Source organism: Rhodococcus sp. PD04, assembly GCF_035918275.1.
GTDB lineage: Bacteria > Actinomycetota > Actinomycetes > Mycobacteriales > Mycobacteriaceae > Rhodococcus > Rhodococcus rhodochrous.
This window is the reverse complement of record NZ_CP142143.1, coordinates 4,734,319-4,750,172: the sequence shown is the minus strand read 5'-3', so window position 1 is coordinate 4,750,172 and position 15,854 is coordinate 4,734,319. Positions and strand designations below refer to the sequence as shown.

The window sequence follows — 15,854 nt, the reverse complement described above, 5'->3', positions numbered from 1 at the left end:
GAGCAGGAGCAATCGATGGATGTCGCTGTGCCGGGTGTGCTGCGTCCCGACGATCTCGACACCCTCCGCGCCACGCTGCGCGACCTCAAGGCGACGACGGAACTGCCAGTGCTCTTCGGTGGCGCGGTGCAGGGCTCGGACGTCGTCCTGTCCGGATTCGTCGGAACGCGCGGTCGTGTCCTGCGCAATCTGGTGATCGCCGCCGAACGCGGACTCGGCGGGCGGGTGGTCGTCGAACAACGTCCCGGCGCGGTCGCCGACTACTTCACCTCCCCGCACATCACCCACCACTACGACCGGCAGGTCGCCGGTGAGGGAATCGAGTCGTTGCTCGCCGTGCCGGTCGTGGTGCGCGGACGCACCCGGGCGGCGATCTACGGCGGGCTGAGGGTCAATCGGCCCATCGGCGACGTCGTGGCGGAGAAGGTCGTGCGGTCGGCCGCGGAGCTCGCGCGGGAGATCGAGATCCGCGACGAGGTGGACCGTCGCGTGTCGCTGATCGGGAACACGCGGGCCGCGCACGGCGCCACCGTGCCTGCCTCCGTCTCCGAAGCGCTGACGGAAAGTCTCGTCGCGTTGCGGGCGATCGCGGCCCGGACCGATGATCCATCGATCAGGGAACAGGTACGAACGGTCGAGGAGACCTTGACCCGGGCGCGCGACGGCGCATCGCACCCGCGGACACATCTGACCGCGCGCGAGCACGACGTGCTGAGCCATGTGGCGCTGGGCTGCCGCAACGCGGAGATCGCCGACAGGTTGTCGCTGAGCGTGGAGACGGTCAAGACCTATCTGCGCAACGCCATGGACAAACTCGACGCGCGCAGCAGGCACGAAGCCGTGGTCGAAGCGCGCCGGCAGGGACTGCTTCCCTGATCAACCCCGGCGGAGTCGCCGGAAGAACTCGCGGACCGCGCGCAGCGCGCGCCGGAACCTCGTCTCGGTCGCGGGACGCTCGAGGACATCGGTGCCCACCGGGGCAGGAAGCCGGACCGGCCAGCTGTCGTCGACGTCGACGACCTCGCGACCGAGCCCGCGCAGGTACTCGGCGAAACTGCGTTGACGTTCGGCGTGCCAGGCGGCCTGATCGGCCATGATGTCGAGTTCGGCGAGCTCGGGAAATCTCGCCACGAGCGCGCGGGTCAGGTGGCCGGCCGCGAGCGCGTCGGCCTCGGCCTCGTGCGGGTTCGGCAGCGACACCCCGTACGCCTCGCACACCGCCTGCAGTGTGCGCCTGCCGGGCCGGCTGCGGTCCATCTCCCGGTCGATGACGTACGGGTCGACGACCGTGCCGATGTCGAGCCCCGTCAGACCGAGCCGGCGTCCTTCGGCGTCGAGAACCGTCAGGTCGTAGCTGGCGTTGAATGCGACGACGATGTGGCCGCGCGCCCATGCGTCGCTCACGGCCTGCCGGATCTGCTTGTATCCCTCGAGATAGTCGAGTCCTTCGGCGCGGGCGTGGGCGGTGGTGATGCCGTGGATCGCGGTGGTCTCCTCGGGTATCGCGATACCCGGGTCGAGCAGCCACGAGCGTGTGTCGATGCGGTCGCCGTCGAAGGTTGCGACGCAGGCCGTGACGATGCGGGCGTTGCGGGGATCCCGGTCGGTGGTCTCGAGATCGAACGCGCAGATCGGTCTGTCCGGCCAGTGCGTCATGTTCTGTCCTCGCGTCCGTCGGATGATGATCTGTCGAACGCATTGTTGCGGGAGGCACCGACATGCTCCGTCGCGGCGGCGACGGGCATCCGCACGAGGAGAGAACCTCAGATGGTGTCGGTGCAGACCACGAAGTTGCGTTCCCGGTACACGAAGCCACCCTCGGACGTCGAGCAGTCGTTCACGTCGGAGGTGTCGAGCAGGATCTCGGTGACCTCCTCGCCCTGGACGGCGGGCTCACCGCAGTCGATGCGCTGCGGGTCCTCGCCACCGAGGTCGATGCAGTCCCCCACGACCCAGTCGATGTCGAGACACAGCGCCCCGACCTCGATGCCGCCGAACGACTCGTAGTAGGTCTGGTCGATGTCGCCGGGGCACATGGCACTGGCATCGACGACGTCGACGACCTTGTAATTCGAGCTCGGGCTGCCGCACACCGCGTAGTCGATGGTCGCGTCGTCGACGGTGCCGCCGAGCGCGACGCATTCGCCGGCTGCGACGTCGACGCTCAACTCGGTCGACGACGACGCCGACGGGGTCGTCGTGGGTAGCGAGAAGGACGGCGCCGTGGACGTGTCCAGGGCGTTCGCGGCGGGCACGGCCTGCCCTTCGACATGGGTCGCGCATCCTCCGAGCACCCCTGCTGCCGCCAACGCCATCGCGGCACCGGCCGCCCCTCGGAGAATGTTCATGGTCGAAGAGCCTACGGAAGTGCTGCCGGTACCCGTACGGGGTGGAACGATGTGCCGCATGGACCTGCCTGTGGTGCCGCCGCTCGCCCCGATGCTCGCCAAGGTCTCCTCCACAGTCCCCTCCCAACCCGAGAACGGTCCCGACGAGTGGTCCTACGAACCCAAATGGGACGGCTTCCGGGCGATCGTCTTCCGCGACGGCGACGAGGTGGTTCTCGGTTCGCGCGGAGGCAAGGACCTCGTGCGCTACTTCCCGGAACTCGCCGACGCCGCACGCGCCGAACTGCCCCGCAGGTGCGTGGTCGACGGGGAGATCGTCGTCCCGCGCGAACACGACGGTCGCACCCGACTCGACTGGCAGGCACTGTCCGAGCGGATCCACCCGGCCGCCAGCCGGGTCACGATGCTCGCCGAGCAGACACCGGCCGTGTTCGTCGGTTTCGATCTGCTCGCTCTCGGCGACGAGAACCTCATGGAGACCCCGTTCGCAGAGCGGCGCGCGCGGCTGCGATCCGAGATCGGCGGGGGCAAGAGCTGCCATGTCACGGTGGCCACGACCGACACCGATACCGCCCGCCACTGGTTCGAGGAGTTCGAAGGCGCCGGCCTCGACGGCGTGATCGCCAAGCGACTCGACGGGCTCTATGTGCCCGACAAGCGGGAGATGCTCAAACTCAAGCACGCCCGCACCGCCGACTGCGTCCTGATGGGCTATCGCATGCACAAGAGCGTCGAGGGCATCGGGTCGCTGTTGCTCGGGCTCTATCACGACGGCGAACTCGCGATGGTCGGCGGAGCCTCGGCGTTCACGCGGGAGCGACGCGAGGAACTGCTCGCCGAACTGCAGCCGCTGCGACTCGGGGACGACGTCGTCGAGCAGGGTGAACCGACGCGGTGGCGTTCGGCGGTGGATCGCAGCTGGGTGCCGTTGCGTCCCGAACGTGTCGTGGAGGTCGCGTACGACCAGATGGAAGGTGTGTCGGGAGCGGGGATGCGGTTCCGGCACGCAGCGAAGTTCCTGCGGTGGCGTCCCGACCGCGACCCCGAGAGCTGCACGTTCGACCAACTGGAGGTGCCGGTGCGCTACGACCTGTCGGATGTGCTCGACCGGACGGAGGACTGACATGGCCGCGAAGCGTTCGCCCGCGGAGGAGTTGGACGTCGACGGCACGCCCGTGCGGTTGTCGAATCCCGACAAGATCTACTTCCCGCAGCTCGGCGCCGAGGGTGGCACGAAGCGGCACCTCGTGGAGTACTACCGCAGGATCGCCACCGAGTTCGACGCCCCGATCCTGACGGCTCTGCGCGATCGGCCGACGCATCTGCAGCGCTTCCCCGACGGCATCGAGGGGGAGGAGATCTATCAGAAGCGGGCACCGGTCAAGCGACCCGACCACGTGGCGACCTGCGAGATCACGTTCCCGTCGGGACGTACCGCCGATGCGCTGCGTGTGTGTTCGGCCGCCGACGTGGTGTGGGCGGCGAACCTCGGGTGCGTGACCTTCCATCCGTGGCCGGTGCGGTGCGGCGACACCGACCGCCCCGACGAACTGCGCATCGACCTCGACCCGCAACCGGGAACCGACTTCGGCGACGCGCGGGCCGTGGCGCTGGAGGTCGTGCGCCCGCTCCTCGACGAACTGGGCCTCACCGGATATCCCAAGACGTCCGGTGGTCGGGGACTCCACGTCTATCTGCGGATCGTGCCCGAATGGGATTTCGTCGGCGTCCGTCGCGCCGGGATCGCGCTCATGCGTGAGATCGAGCGGCGCAGCGACGGGCGGGCGACGACGGCGTGGTGGAAGGAGGAACGCGGGGAGCGGCTCTTCCTCGACTACAACCAGAACGCGCGCGACAAGACGATCGCATCGGCCTACTCGGTCCGCCGCACCCCGATCGCGACCGTCTCGACCCCGCTGACCTGGGACGAACTGGTCGACGCCGAACCCGACGACTTCACGATCGCCACGGTGCCGGATCTGCTGGCGAAGCGCGGCGATCCGATGGCGGATCTCGACGCACACGCGCACTCGCTGGACGTCCTGCTCGAGATGGCCGAGCGGGACGCGGCGGACGGTCTCGGCGACCTGCCGTACCCACCCAATCACCCGAAGATGCCGGGGGAGCCGAAACGAGTCCAACCGTCCCGCGACACCGACCGGGCGAAGGACGCGTGACCGGAACGTTCGGGGAATCGCGTCCCTGTCGTGACCTCGACTATGAGACCTCCCGCAGCGTGAGTCCATAAACTGTCCGAGAAAACAGTCGCATGAGGTTCGGAAAGGTCGATGTCGTGATTCGCTCGTGGGCGTCCGGTCGGGTTCTCGGCGTCGGAGCAGCGTTCGCTGCTGCCATCGGTGCCGGATTCCTGGTTCCTCAGACCGCGTCCGCGGCCACGACCTGCACGGCACCGCCGGGTGCCCCGGCCGAGGTCGTGCAGATCGACGGCGACGAAGCGTGCGGCGCGTCCACCGACGGCACCGCCGAGGCGTGGAGTTACGGCGAGCGGGGCGTGGGATTCGCCGATGCGCGCGGCGCCGCACAGGTGGTGGCCGCCGGATTCGACGGTGGTGTCGGCGCCGGGGAGAGCACGTCGGGACGGCTGTTCGCGATCGGTGTGGGCGCGCAGGCCCTGGCGCTCGGTGTACTCGAAAGTCCGGGCACGGCGGTCGTCGCTGCGGGTCCGCAGTCGCAGGCCTATGTGGGCGACGCCGACGATCCGGTGTTGTGCGAGGGCACGGCGGCGGCCGCGTTCGATGTCGAGGCCGTACGCGGGTGCGTCGTGCTGGGTGACTTCCGGTACTTCACTCCCGGCGCGCAGACACCGCCGTCGCTCCTGCCGTAGATTCGGCGCGTCTCGGCGGGATCGTCGACAAACAGACTGTACGTAAACTCTTCCTTTACGTTCCGTGTCGTCGTAGCCTGTCGCACATGACGACCGGAGCAGTCTTCGAACCTGCCGGGGCGACAGCGTCGTTCGCGCCGGTGCACGTCCCCGGGCAGATCGACGCCCGGCCGGGTCCGGCGGCGCCCACCGAGATGGTCGTCGATCCGCGATTCCTGCGCCTGGCCGACGCGTTCTTCTCGCTGTACAAGCGTCCCCGGGACGGCGGCGGCGCACTCACTGCCTATCTCCACGGCGAGAAGGTCCTCGACATCTGGTCCGGCTGGTCGGCTCCCGACCGCCGGTGGAGCCGCGACACCATGGCGTTGTCGTTCTCGACCGGTAAGGGCGTGGCGTCGACCGTCGTGCACCGTCTGGCCGAGCGTGGAGTGATCGACTACTTCGCGCCCGTCGCGCAGTACTGGCCGGAGTTCGCCGCGAACGGCAAGGAAGGCATCACCGTCGCGGACATCATGACCCACCGATCCGGCCTGCACCGGGTGCGCGGCCTGGTTCCGGGGACGCGCGGGATCCTCGACTACGACGCGACCGTCGCGGCACTCGAGCAGGCGGTGCCGGATCGCCGGCGTCGGCGCGGATCGGGTTATCACGCCGTCACCTACGGATGGCTCGTCGCCGAACTCGTGCAGCGGGTGACCGGCCTGCCCTTCGTGGAGGTCGTGGAGCAGGAGATCGCTCGGCCCCTCGGCGATCCCGACTTCTGGTACCGCGTGCCGCACGACGAGCGGGGCCGCATCGCGAAGCTGTTCCCACGACTCGCTCCGGTCGGACTGCACTGGGGTGCGAGCGCCGCGGTGCTGTCGCGACTCGAACCGACCCGCGGTCTCGCCGAAGCTGCAATGCCCGACGGCTTCGACCGGCTCGTCGGCGACCCGGCCGTGCACGACTCGGTGATGCCGGGCTGGAACGGTGTGTTCACCGCCCGCTCGCTCGCGCGTATGTACGGGGCGATCGCCGCCGGCGGGACGATCGACGGCGTGAAGTTCCTCGACGCCACCACGATCGACGAGATGTCGCGCGTGCGGGTGCGCAGCCGGGACTACGTGCTCGGGGTGCCGATGGCGTGGCGGCTCGGCTACCACCAGCCCATCTTCGCCAGCATCCAGCGCCCGCGCGGTGCGCTCGGGCACTACGGAGTGGGCGGTTCGGGGGCGTACGCCGATCTCGACACCGGCCTGTCGCTCGCCTTCGTCACCAACCGGCTCGGCGCCGGCGCGATCCCGCTCGGGGACCTGCGTCTGGCGCGTCTGGGCGAACTCGCCCGGTCGCTCGCGCGTCGTGCCTGAATCTTCCTGTCATTTTCGTGGTTCCGGGGACGGGGGTCGCTCGGGGGCGGGACGATCCGAATCGGAGCATCGCCGATTCGAGGAGTTCAGCCATGAACCATGTCTACCGGGTGATCGAGGTCGTCGGATCGTCGACGACGGGAGTCGACGACGCGATCGCGAAAGCGGTGGCGCGAGCAGCGGAGACCACACGGCATCTCGAGTGGTTCGAGACGGTCAACATCCGGGGTCACATCGACGACGGCCGGGTGGCCCATACGCAGGTCACGCTCAAGATCGGTTTCCGTATCGAGTCGAGCACCGAAACGGACATCTGACGCGCTTCGGCAGCCGGAAATCCGATGATATTATTTCGAGAACGTGGTTCTCGACCGAAACTGGAACGTGTACTAGTCTGAGGCCCGTTCGTTGTCCGGAATCGGCACTGTAGGCAGGTACAACTGTGGCTTATGTAATCACCCAGGCGTGTTGCAACGACGTCTCCTGTGTCGAGGTCTGCCCGGTCAACTGCATCCACCCGACGCCCGACGAAGCACCCTTCGCCACGACGGAGATGCTGTACATCGATCCGGACACGTGCATCGACTGCGGGGCATGCGTCGACGAGTGCCCGGTCGATGCGATCGCCGCCGACAACGAACTGACCCCGGCGCAGGAGCCCTACCTCGAGATCAACGCCGAGTACTACCGGCGGTACCCGATCGGACCGGACTGGCCGGAACTGCGCACGCGCCGCAAGCTGCCCGCCGAGCTGGGCACCCTGCGGGTCGCGATCGTCGGGTCCGGTCCGGCCGCCTGTTACGCGGCGATGGATCTGGTGACGCACTCGGCGGTGCAGGTCGACATCTTCGATCGTCTGCCCACCCCCTACGGGCTCGTGCGGGCCGGGGTGGCCCCCGATCACCAGAGCACCAAGGGGGTCGGCGACGTCTTCCGCAGCGCCATCGGCCACAAGAACACCCAGTGCTATTTCAACGTCGAGGTCGGCACCCACATCACCCACGAGGAACTGCTCGCCCACCACCACGCGGTGATCTACGCCGTCGGCGCGGCGGGCGACCGCAGGCTGAACATCCCCGGTGAAGACCTCGCGGGTTCGCACGCCGCGACGGAGTTCGTGGCCTGGTACAACGGGCACCCGGATTTCGCCGACCGCACCTTCGACCTGTCGGCCGAGCGCGCAGTGATCATCGGCAACGGCAACGTCGCCCTGGATGTGGCGCGGGCGCTGGTGATGGACCCGGACGATCTGGCCCACACCGACATCGCCGAGCACGCGCTCGAGGCGTTGCGCACCTCGAACATCCGTGAGGTCGTGGTGGTGGGCCGGCGCGGCCCGGCGCAGGCCGCCTACACCAACCCGGAGTTGCTCGCGCTCGGCTCGCTGCCCGGCGTCGACGTGGTCGTCGATCCGGTCGAGGTCGAACTCGATCCGGTCAGCCGCGCGCTGATCGACGATCCGGAGGTCGAACCCCGCCTGGCGCTGAAGGTGCGGCAGGTCGAGGGCTTTGCGCAGCGCACCCCCACCGAGGGCAACAAGCGGATCGTGCTGCGCTTTCTCGCCTCGCCGGTGGAGATCTCCGGCGACGGTGTGGTCGAGTCGATCACGCTCGAACGCAACGAACTCGTCGAGGTCGACGGCCGTCTCGAGGCCCGCCCGACCGGGCAGACCGAAACCCTCGAAGCGGGATTGGTGCTGCGCTCGATCGGCTACCGCGGCACCGCGCTGGCCGGGCTGCCTTTCGACGAGCGGCGCGGGGTCATCCCGAACGACTGCGGCCGGGTGATCGACGCCGAGACCGGAACGCCCGTGCCCGGTGTCTACACCGCCGGCTGGATCAAGCGCGGTCCGAGTGGGGTGATCGGCACCAACAAGCAGTGCTCGGCCGAAACCGTCGAGAAGATCCTCGACGATTTCGTCGAGGGCAAGCTGCCCGAGCCGGTCGCCGATCGGGAGAAGCTCGCCACCTTGGTGGCCGAGCGGCGCCCGGAGCACATCGATTACCGGGGCTGGTTGCAGATCGACAAGCAGGAGAAGGCCCGCGGTTCGGCGGTGGGACGCTCGCGCCTGAAGTTCGTCTCGATCGAGGAGATGCTCGCAGCATCCCGTATCGAATCGTGAGCCGCCGGTCGCCGAAGGGGGAGTCTGTGAGGAGTCGTCGGGCCCGGCTGGGGCGCGCGGTGGAGAACATCGGAGCTCTGGACCTGGTGGGACGCACCTGGGACGATCCGTTCGACGTCGAACCGGACGCCCCGGAGAGTTCGTTGGTGGTCGAGGTGGAACCGTTCCCGACCGACCCCAACGGCACCATCGTGCTGAACGTGCCGCGCACCTCCCACGACAGCGACAGCGACAGCGAGTCGAAGGAGCCGTAGGGACGAGGGCGTGATCCCGTCCGGTAGCGGGAATCCGGACCCATGGCTCAGCACACCAGCCCGGCGGTCGCTGCGTCGGTCCGATGGACCGATACCGACGGGATCCGCTACCCGTCCGGCGACACCCACGCATGGACGCCCGGCACCAATCAGACCCTGTGCGGGGTGCAACTCTCCCGCGCCCGCCTCGATCGCTTTCCGCACGTGCCGTGGAGCGACGCGCTGTACCTGGCGGAACTGGGCGAGCACGGAGTCGTCCCGTGTCGTCGCTGCACGGCGGCCACCCGCAGCGACCGGCCACGGTGGACCCGGAAGAACCCGCGGCCGTGAACAGTTCGTCCGGGACGCCGAGTGGGATGCGGCGTCGGGTCGGGTAGCGTGCCGCCATGGCGATCTCACTGTGTGTCCTGTTGTGGGCGAAGCCCGGTATGGATGAGGCGATGAGCGCGTACGAGGACGCGGTCCTCCGGCTCGTCGGCGACCACGGTGGTCGCGTCGTGCAGCGGGGCGTCACCGACGGTGCTGTGCAGCGGTCCGTCACCGACGGCCCCGAGGGCCGACCCCGCGAAATCCAATTCTTCACCTTCGAATCGCAGGACGCGCTGGACGGCTACATGAACGACGAGCGTCGTCTCGCTCTTGCCGACGAGCGTGATCGCACGGTCGCTCGTACCGAAATGATGAACGTCGAATTGCGCTGACTCGCAAGTCATTACGCGCAGAGCGGTGCATTTCCATGCCGTGTGCAGGCTGTCTCGGCTCGCCGCTCGGAGTGGAATTGTCGAGCGCGTCGGCACCTCCCATTCGGCACCGAAACGAAATCGGACATAATTGGCTTTATGTTTCGGCAGGAAATGACATGAGGACTCCGACGGGTGATCACGTATCGGACCTGTGTCTGTCCTGCGGTCGTCCCGGCTGCACCCAGCTCCAGCACCAGTCCCTGGCGGGGGCTATCGGTGCCGGGCGCGCACTCGCCGAGGTGGCGATCCGAGCGAGCGATGCCCGCGACCAGGTCGTCGCTGTCGGAAACGCCATTGCCAACCTCCTGCTGTACGTCGCCGATGCGCACGGTGTCGCCGCGGCGCAGAAGGCCTCGGAGCACGGGCAACTCCACTTCCACGGGGACTGGATCGCAGCCGGACGTGCTTGGGGACCCGAGGATCCCTGACCTGCAGGGAAGATCCGCGACGGTCGCGGTGTTGAGACGACCGTGCAGGTGGCGTTGTCGTTGCTGGACCGCTCCCGGACCCGGGAGGGGCAGCCGGACGCTGCCGCATTGCGCCAGACCCTGCGTCGCGCCGAACTCGCCGAGGAGGCCGGTTACCACCGCTTCTGGGTGGCCGAACACCACGCCGTACCGGGCATCGCGTCGGGCGCTCCGCCGCTGCTCATCGGTGCGATCGCGGATCGGACGAGCCGGATCCGGGTGGGATCGGGTGGGGTGATGTTGCCCAATCACCAACCGATCGTCGTCGCCGAACAGTTCGCGATGCTCGAAGCGATGCACCCGGGGCGGATCGATCTGGGTGTCGGTCGTTCCCTCGGATTCACCGCACCCGTGCGCGATGCGCTGCGTACCCACAAGGCCGACGCGGACGACTTCGCCGCCGACATCGAGGAACTGCGCGGCTATCTACACGGCACCGCCGAACTGACGGTGCGCCCTCGACTGTCCGAGCCACCTCCGATCTTCGTCCTCGGCACGCGGCAGGGCATGCGACTGGCAGCGCGTCTCGGGTTGCCCGTCGTCGTCGCCGGGCCTCTTCTGCGGCAGGGATCGGAACCGTTCGACCGTTATCGCGCCGACTTCCGCCCGGGCACACCCGGCGCGGAGCCCTATGTGGTCGTCGGGCTCGACATCCTCATCGCCGACACCGAAGCCGAAGCTCGGGAGTTGCAGCTTCCGGAGGCCTGGGCGATGGCCGTCTCGCGCGAAGCGGGTGCGTTCCCGCCGCTGTCCCCGGTCGAGGAGATCCGCCGGCAGCCGATGACCGAGCGTCGGCGCCGCATCGTCGACGAGACCGCAAAGGGTTCGCTGGCCGGAACCGAGGATCAGGTGGCCGAGGGGCTCGAGAAGCTGATCGCCTCCACCGGCGCGAACGAGGTGCTCAGTTCCGCCTCCACCTTCGACACCGACGCTTTGTACGACTCCGATATGCGCCTGGCCAGGATCTTCGGCCTCGGCTGAACGCCGTATCGAGGTATTGAGCGTCTCTGCATGTGCCGCTGAGCCCTTGTCCGGACCGATCACGCGGATAGGCTGGTGGTCCCGTACCTCGGTGTCGCTGTGACGGTGCCGATGCTTCTACTGTCATCGGTGCCGCCGACGAGCGCACCGACCTTTCGGAAGGTGTGCCTCATGTCCGACCTGAACCCCGACCGTCTGAGCCGCACGATGGCCGAGCTCGCGCGGTCCTTCGACGGTGCGGGTACGGATCTCGACACGACTCTGCAACGGATCACGACCGCCGCCGTGGAACTGATTCCCGGCACCGACAGCGCCGACGTCCTCGTCATCACCGGTCGCGGAAAGTTCGAATCGCACGCAGCGACGTCACAGTTGCCGCCACAGATCGATGCATTGCAGGCCCGGGTCGGGGAAGGGCCGTGCGTCGATTCCGCTGTCGACACGGTGTTCACCCGCAGTGACGATCTGGCCACCGAGTCGCGCTGGCCCATGTTCACCCCTGCAGCCGTCGAAGCCGGGGTACGCAGCGTCGTGTCGTTCCGGCTCTACACCCACGACATGCAGGCCGGAGCTCTGAACTTGTTCTCCTCCGAAGCAAATGCCTTCGACGAGGCCGCGATTCACATCGGGGAGGTGCTCGCAGCCCACGCCGCGATCGCATTCGTCTCGGGTCGTCGGCAGATGCAATTGCACTCGGCGATCGCATCTCGGGATCTCATAGGCCAGGCCAAGGGCATGCTCATGGAACGCTTCGCCGTGGACGCCGATCGTGCCTTCGCGATGATGGTCGCCTTGTCGCAGGAATCGAATGTGCCGGTAGCGACGATCGCCGCCCGCATCGTCGAACTCGGACCCCAACCCGACTGACCTTCATGCGGTGGTTCCGTCGTTCACCCGTTCAGGTCGATCACGCGAGCGCTTCCCTGCGCTGCGGCACACAGTTTCTCCACGCCGTCCTCCGCGAGGGCGTAGATCTCGCAACGACACAACGCCTGCCTGCGACTGTTGCTGACGACGGTGGCGACCGCGCGTAGGAGCGTGCCCCCGGCGGGCCGCAGGTAGTCGAGACTCATGCCGGTCGTCACGATCGAGGGTCCGAGGGCCGTGCCTGCGGCGAACGTGAGCGCATTGTCGGCCGCATAGGCCAGAACCCCGCCGTGCGCGAAACCGAACTGCTGGAGCAGTTCCTCCCTGAAAGGTATCTCCAGTACCGCCCGGCCGCGCTCGTATTCGGTCAGACGAGCTCCGAGCAGGACGCTGAACGGCTGCGATGCCAACACCTTCCGGGCATCGGCGAGGGTACGGATCTCGGCGATCTCCTCCGACATGCCCAGCAAGGTACCCCGATCCTCGCTTCCCGACCGCCACATCGGAGCGACCCGCGGTCACTGTGCGGAGGCAACGATCGAGCGGAACTGTTCTCGCACGGCCTCCGTGAGGTCACGGACCTCGGGGGCGACGTCGGGATCGACGACGACCGCGACCGTCAGCGTGCCGGCATACGACAGTGCGGCGAAGGCGACAGCGACGTTCCCCGTGCTGACGATCAACGGCACGATCGACGTGACGGGTGCGTCGGCCACGGCGATCGTCGACGACGGTCCCGGCAGGTCGGACAGGAAAGAATTGACCCGACGTTGCCGGTCCACGAACCGACGGAACATCCCCGCGGCCGCGAGCGCGCGGAAGACCGGACCCAGCAGCTCGGCGGACAACCCCCGCACGTTCGTCTTCTGTAGCCGGGTGGCGCGGGAGACGGATACCAGCCGGCCCTCCGGGGTCCCGTCCAGCGGTACCCGGACGGGCATGACACCGACGCGATTACCCAGCTGCCCACTCGTGTCGACGGTGCGGGCGGAGACCGGTACCGAGATCACCAGGTCGGGCGGGAACTCGCCGCGCCCGTGCAGAATCGTGCCGAGGGCACCACCGACCGCGACCAGCAGCACGTCGTCGACCGTCGCGTCCCATCGGCGTCCCGCTCGGCGGACGGTGCCCAGCTCCACCTCGACGGTCCCGACCGCACGACGAACACCGGTGGGCGCGTTGAGCGAGCAACGCGGGGCACGTCCGCCGGCGCCTCGCCCGAGTTCCGCCCATGCGGCAGGAAGTCGTGCGACGGCTCGCGGTGCCCGGCGGAGCGTGTGCAGGCGGCCGATCACGTTGTCGTAGAGAAGTTCTCGCGCACTCGGTTGCCCGGATGTGCGCTGTTCGCGCATGGACGGCGTGCTGTCCATGCCGTCGACGAGATGCGCCAGGATCGCCAGACCGCCGATCCCGTCGGCCAGGACGTGGTGCAGCACCATCACCAACGCCGTGTGCCCGTTCGGGTCCGCGATGTCGGTGACGAGAACCGCGCGCCACAACGGTCGGGATCGAGACAGTGGACGGGTGACCGCGTCCACGGCGAGCGTCAGTGCGGCGTCCCTGTCGCCGGGGTCGGGGCATCGCACCTGCGAGAGATGGGCATCGACGTCGAAGTGGTCGTCGTCGATCCAGTAGGGACGTCCGAGCCCGAGCGCCGGTTCGATCAGGCATTGCCGCAGCCGGCGGATCCCGACGAGTCGTTCGGTGAGCACCGCCATCAGTGTCGTCGGATCACGCAGGTTCTCACCGGCGAAGAAGATCGCAGCACCGACATTCAGAGGTGCCCGTCCCACGTCCGAGACGAGTTCGGTCAGGTCGCCGGGACCGATGCGGTCGATACCGCTCGATGCCGCCACCCTTCGAGGATGGCAGACGCAGACCGGTCGTCTATTGCCTACGGCCGAGTAGGGGAGCAGTGTGAACACGGGTGGTTTCGGGTGGGGGGTCGCGCCGAAACGACCGGCGACGCCGTGTTGGCGCCGCCCTGAGGAGAGGGGTGCCGATCGTGTTTGCACGCTCCACCACAATTCATGCGCATCCGTCGTATATCGACGCCGGGATCAAGCACGTACGCGACATCGTGATGCCTGCCCTGGCGGACATCGACGGTTGCCTGGGGCTGTCCCTGCTGATCGACCGCGGCTCGGGCCGATGCATCGCCACCAGCTCCTGGCGGGACGGGGACGTGCTGCGCTCCAGCGAAGGCATGGCACGCATGCTCCGGGACGAGGCGGCCCGGATGTTCCATGCCACCACGGACGTCGCCAATTGGGAGATCGCGGTGATGCACCGCGACCACCACGCGACCCGCGGGTCCTGCTGCAGTGTCACCTGGGTCGAGATCGATCCCGCCCAGGTGGATCGCGGTGTGGACATGTGGAAGATGGCCGCGCTGCCCAGGATGGAGGAACTCGAGGGTTTCTGCAGCGCCAGCCTGATGCTGGACCGCGCCGGCGGTCGCGGAGTGACGTCGTTGACGTTCGACAGCGCCGAAGCGATGGACCGCACCAGAGCGCATGTCGACGGTATCCGCTCCGAGGTGACTCGGGCGGCAGGCGCCAGGGTCCTCGATACCGGTGAGTTCGAGCTCGCCATCGCCCACCTGGACGTCCCGGAAATGGTGTGACCGTCGGTTCGCGGCGCGGGTGAAATCCGTTCACCCGCGCCGCAGGCGTCTGCATTCGTAATACACCACTGAGGCCGCTGACCTGCGGAGATATCGAAACGGGCCGCATTCGAATTGCCCGTCCGTAACCGTCCTGTATCTAATGAACGGGTACGAGCACGCCGCGCAGGGGAAATAAGGCGCGGCGCACCGCTGAACGATGGGTTGTGGAATGTTCGAAAAGCGAGCTTTGTCGAACCGTCGCCGCACGGGCCGCCGATCTGCGCGGATCGGTGCTGCACTCGTGGGCGCAGCCGCCGTGGCACTGGCCACCGCAGGTCCTGCGAGCGCGGCACCGCTGTGGCCCGGTGGGCCCGAGGTGCCGAGCGTCCAGGAGCTGATCGAAGGACTCACGCCGCCCGGGGTGACGCCGCCGCAGCTTCCGCCCCAGCTCGTTCCCGAGCCGGCCGCGCCGTTCTCCGCTCCGGCCGTCAATCCGTCGAACGGGGAGACGGTGGGTGTCGCGCAGCCGATCATCATCCGGTTCAACGAGGCGATCGAGGATCGCGCGGCCGCCGAGCGCGCCATCCGCATCACCACGCAGCCGCCTGTCGACGGGCACTTCTACTGGGCGTCGAACACGCAGGTCCGCTGGAAGCCGTTCGAGTTCTGGCCCGCGAACACCGCGGTCACGGTGAAGGCCGGCGACGCGCAGTCGTCGTTCACCATCGGCGACGCTCTGGTGACGGTCGCCGACAACAACACCAAGACCATCACCGTCACCCGCAACGGCGAGGTCGTCCGCACCATGCCGACGTCCTTCGGCAAGCCCGGTCACGACACCCCGAACGGCACGTACATCGTCGGTGAGAAGTACCGCGACATGTACATGGACTCGTCGACCTACGGAGTTCCCGTCGACAGCCCCGAGGGATACCGCACCTACGTCGAGTACGCGACGCGGATGTCCAACAGCGGCATCTTCCTCCACGCCGCCCCGTGGTCGGTCGGCGCGCAGGGCAACACCAACGTCAGCCACGGTTGCCTCAATGTGAGCACCGAGGACGGCAAGTGGTTCTACGAGAACGCCAAGAAGGGCGACCCGGTGATCGTGCAGAACACCGCCGGCGGAACCCTCAACGGCTGGGACGGTCTCGGCGACTGGAATCTCTGATTCCGTTGGGCGACTGAATCTCTGACCTCCGTCGCACGACCCGATCTCCGTCATACTGCCAGCAAGCTTTCCGACGCCCCCTGCTCTCCGGTTCGTCTCGTC

The 15,854-nt window shown here is 68.0% G+C and carries 19 protein-coding genes; 15 read left to right on the top strand and 4 right to left on the bottom strand.

The genetic code is table 11. From position 1 onward, the window contains the following. Positions 1 to 15 precede the first annotated feature (15 nt). Positions 16 to 876, top strand: a complete 861-nt coding sequence (locus U9J23_RS21635) for a response regulator transcription factor (protein ID WP_272269809.1) — start codon at positions 16 to 18, stop codon at positions 874 to 876. Here U9J23_RS21635 and U9J23_RS21630 read toward each other — a convergent pair whose 3' ends face one another. Further along, entirely contained in the window at positions 877 to 1,656 is a 780-nt protein-coding gene (locus tag U9J23_RS21630; RefSeq protein WP_283479891.1) for a 3'-5' exonuclease, read from the bottom strand. 107 nt (positions 1,657 to 1,763) lie between these two features. After that, positions 1,764 to 2,348, bottom strand: a complete 585-nt coding sequence (lppU, locus tag U9J23_RS21625) for an LppU family putative lipoprotein (RefSeq protein ID WP_272269812.1) — start codon at positions 2,346 to 2,348, stop codon at positions 1,764 to 1,766. A gap of 58 nt (positions 2,349 to 2,406) precedes the next feature. Here lppU and U9J23_RS21620 point away from each other — a divergent pair, with 58 nt between their 5' ends. From U9J23_RS21620 to U9J23_RS21565, 12 genes are all read left to right on the top strand, one after another. Continuing rightward, positions 2,407 to 3,471 carry an ATP-dependent DNA ligase gene (locus tag U9J23_RS21620; RefSeq protein WP_272269814.1) on the top strand — a complete coding sequence of 355 codons (1,065 nt, stop codon included), beginning with the start codon at positions 2,407 to 2,409 and terminating at the stop codon, positions 3,469 to 3,471. Position 3,472: 1 nt separating this feature from the next. Then, a complete protein-coding gene (locus tag U9J23_RS21615) occupies positions 3,473 to 4,525 on the top strand; it encodes a DNA polymerase domain-containing protein (protein WP_059384696.1) in 1,053 nt (350 codons plus the stop codon). A gap of 116 nt (positions 4,526 to 4,641) precedes the next feature. Then, positions 4,642 to 5,193, top strand: a complete 552-nt coding sequence (locus U9J23_RS21610) for a DUF6764 family protein (protein ID WP_231921766.1) — start codon at positions 4,642 to 4,644, stop codon at positions 5,191 to 5,193. An 86-nt stretch (positions 5,194 to 5,279) separates the two neighbouring features. Then, positions 5,280 to 6,539, top strand: coding sequence for a serine hydrolase domain-containing protein (locus U9J23_RS21605; RefSeq protein WP_272269819.1), 1,260 nt, complete (start codon positions 5,280 to 5,282; stop codon positions 6,537 to 6,539). 92 nt (positions 6,540 to 6,631) lie between these two features. Beyond that, positions 6,632 to 6,856 (top strand): dodecin, encoded by a 225-nt coding sequence (locus U9J23_RS21600; RefSeq protein ID WP_016694754.1) that lies wholly within the window; start codon positions 6,632 to 6,634, stop codon positions 6,854 to 6,856. 125 nt (positions 6,857 to 6,981) lie between these two features. Continuing rightward, on the top strand, positions 6,982 to 8,661 hold the full coding sequence (locus tag U9J23_RS21595) for an FAD-dependent oxidoreductase (protein WP_272269823.1): 1,680 nt from the start codon (positions 6,982 to 6,984) through the stop codon (positions 8,659 to 8,661). A 26-nt stretch (positions 8,662 to 8,687) separates the two neighbouring features. Continuing rightward, positions 8,688 to 8,915: a hypothetical protein gene (locus tag U9J23_RS21590; protein WP_155418986.1), complete on the top strand. Its 228-nt coding sequence runs from the start codon at positions 8,688 to 8,690 to the stop codon at positions 8,913 to 8,915. A gap of 42 nt (positions 8,916 to 8,957) precedes the next feature. Continuing rightward, positions 8,958 to 9,245, top strand: a complete 288-nt coding sequence (locus U9J23_RS21585; RefSeq protein WP_326600352.1) for a hypothetical protein — start codon at positions 8,958 to 8,960, stop codon at positions 9,243 to 9,245. 56 nt (positions 9,246 to 9,301) lie between these two features. After that, entirely contained in the window at positions 9,302 to 9,616 is a 315-nt protein-coding gene (locus tag U9J23_RS21580) for a hypothetical protein (protein WP_059384702.1), read from the top strand. Between the two features lie 158 nt (positions 9,617 to 9,774). After that, entirely contained in the window at positions 9,775 to 10,086 is a 312-nt protein-coding gene (locus U9J23_RS21575) for a hypothetical protein (RefSeq protein WP_228525410.1), read from the top strand. Between the two features lie 48 nt (positions 10,087 to 10,134). After that, on the top strand, positions 10,135 to 11,106 hold the full coding sequence (locus U9J23_RS21570; RefSeq protein ID WP_085470150.1) for an MsnO8 family LLM class oxidoreductase: 972 nt from the start codon (positions 10,135 to 10,137) through the stop codon (positions 11,104 to 11,106). A 171-nt stretch (positions 11,107 to 11,277) separates the two neighbouring features. Further along, the gene (locus tag U9J23_RS21565) at positions 11,278 to 11,973 is read left to right on the top strand and encodes a GAF and ANTAR domain-containing protein (RefSeq protein ID WP_059384712.1); all 696 of its coding nucleotides are present in this window, start codon (positions 11,278 to 11,280) and stop codon (positions 11,971 to 11,973) included. A gap of 23 nt (positions 11,974 to 11,996) precedes the next feature. Here U9J23_RS21565 and U9J23_RS21560 read toward each other — a convergent pair whose 3' ends face one another. Together U9J23_RS21560 and U9J23_RS21555 are read right to left on the bottom strand one after the other, a co-directional pair. Then, complete coding sequence (locus tag U9J23_RS21560) at positions 11,997 to 12,434, bottom strand: PaaI family thioesterase (RefSeq protein WP_059384713.1); 438 nt, start codon at positions 12,432 to 12,434, stop codon at positions 11,997 to 11,999. 57 nt (positions 12,435 to 12,491) lie between these two features. Beyond that, positions 12,492 to 13,829, bottom strand: a complete 1,338-nt coding sequence (locus U9J23_RS21555) for a wax ester/triacylglycerol synthase domain-containing protein (protein WP_059384703.1) — start codon at positions 13,827 to 13,829, stop codon at positions 12,492 to 12,494. Positions 13,830 to 13,969: 140 nt separating this feature from the next. On the opposite strand from U9J23_RS21555, the gene U9J23_RS21550 reads away from it, so the two are divergent. Continuing rightward, positions 13,970 to 14,599 (top strand): hypothetical protein, encoded by a 630-nt coding sequence (locus tag U9J23_RS21550; RefSeq protein WP_272269829.1) that lies wholly within the window; start codon positions 13,970 to 13,972, stop codon positions 14,597 to 14,599. 211 nt (positions 14,600 to 14,810) lie between these two features. After that, entirely contained in the window at positions 14,811 to 15,752 is a 942-nt protein-coding gene (locus tag U9J23_RS21545; RefSeq protein WP_145690771.1) for a L,D-transpeptidase, read from the top strand. The last annotated feature ends 102 nt before the right edge of the window (positions 15,753 to 15,854 follow it).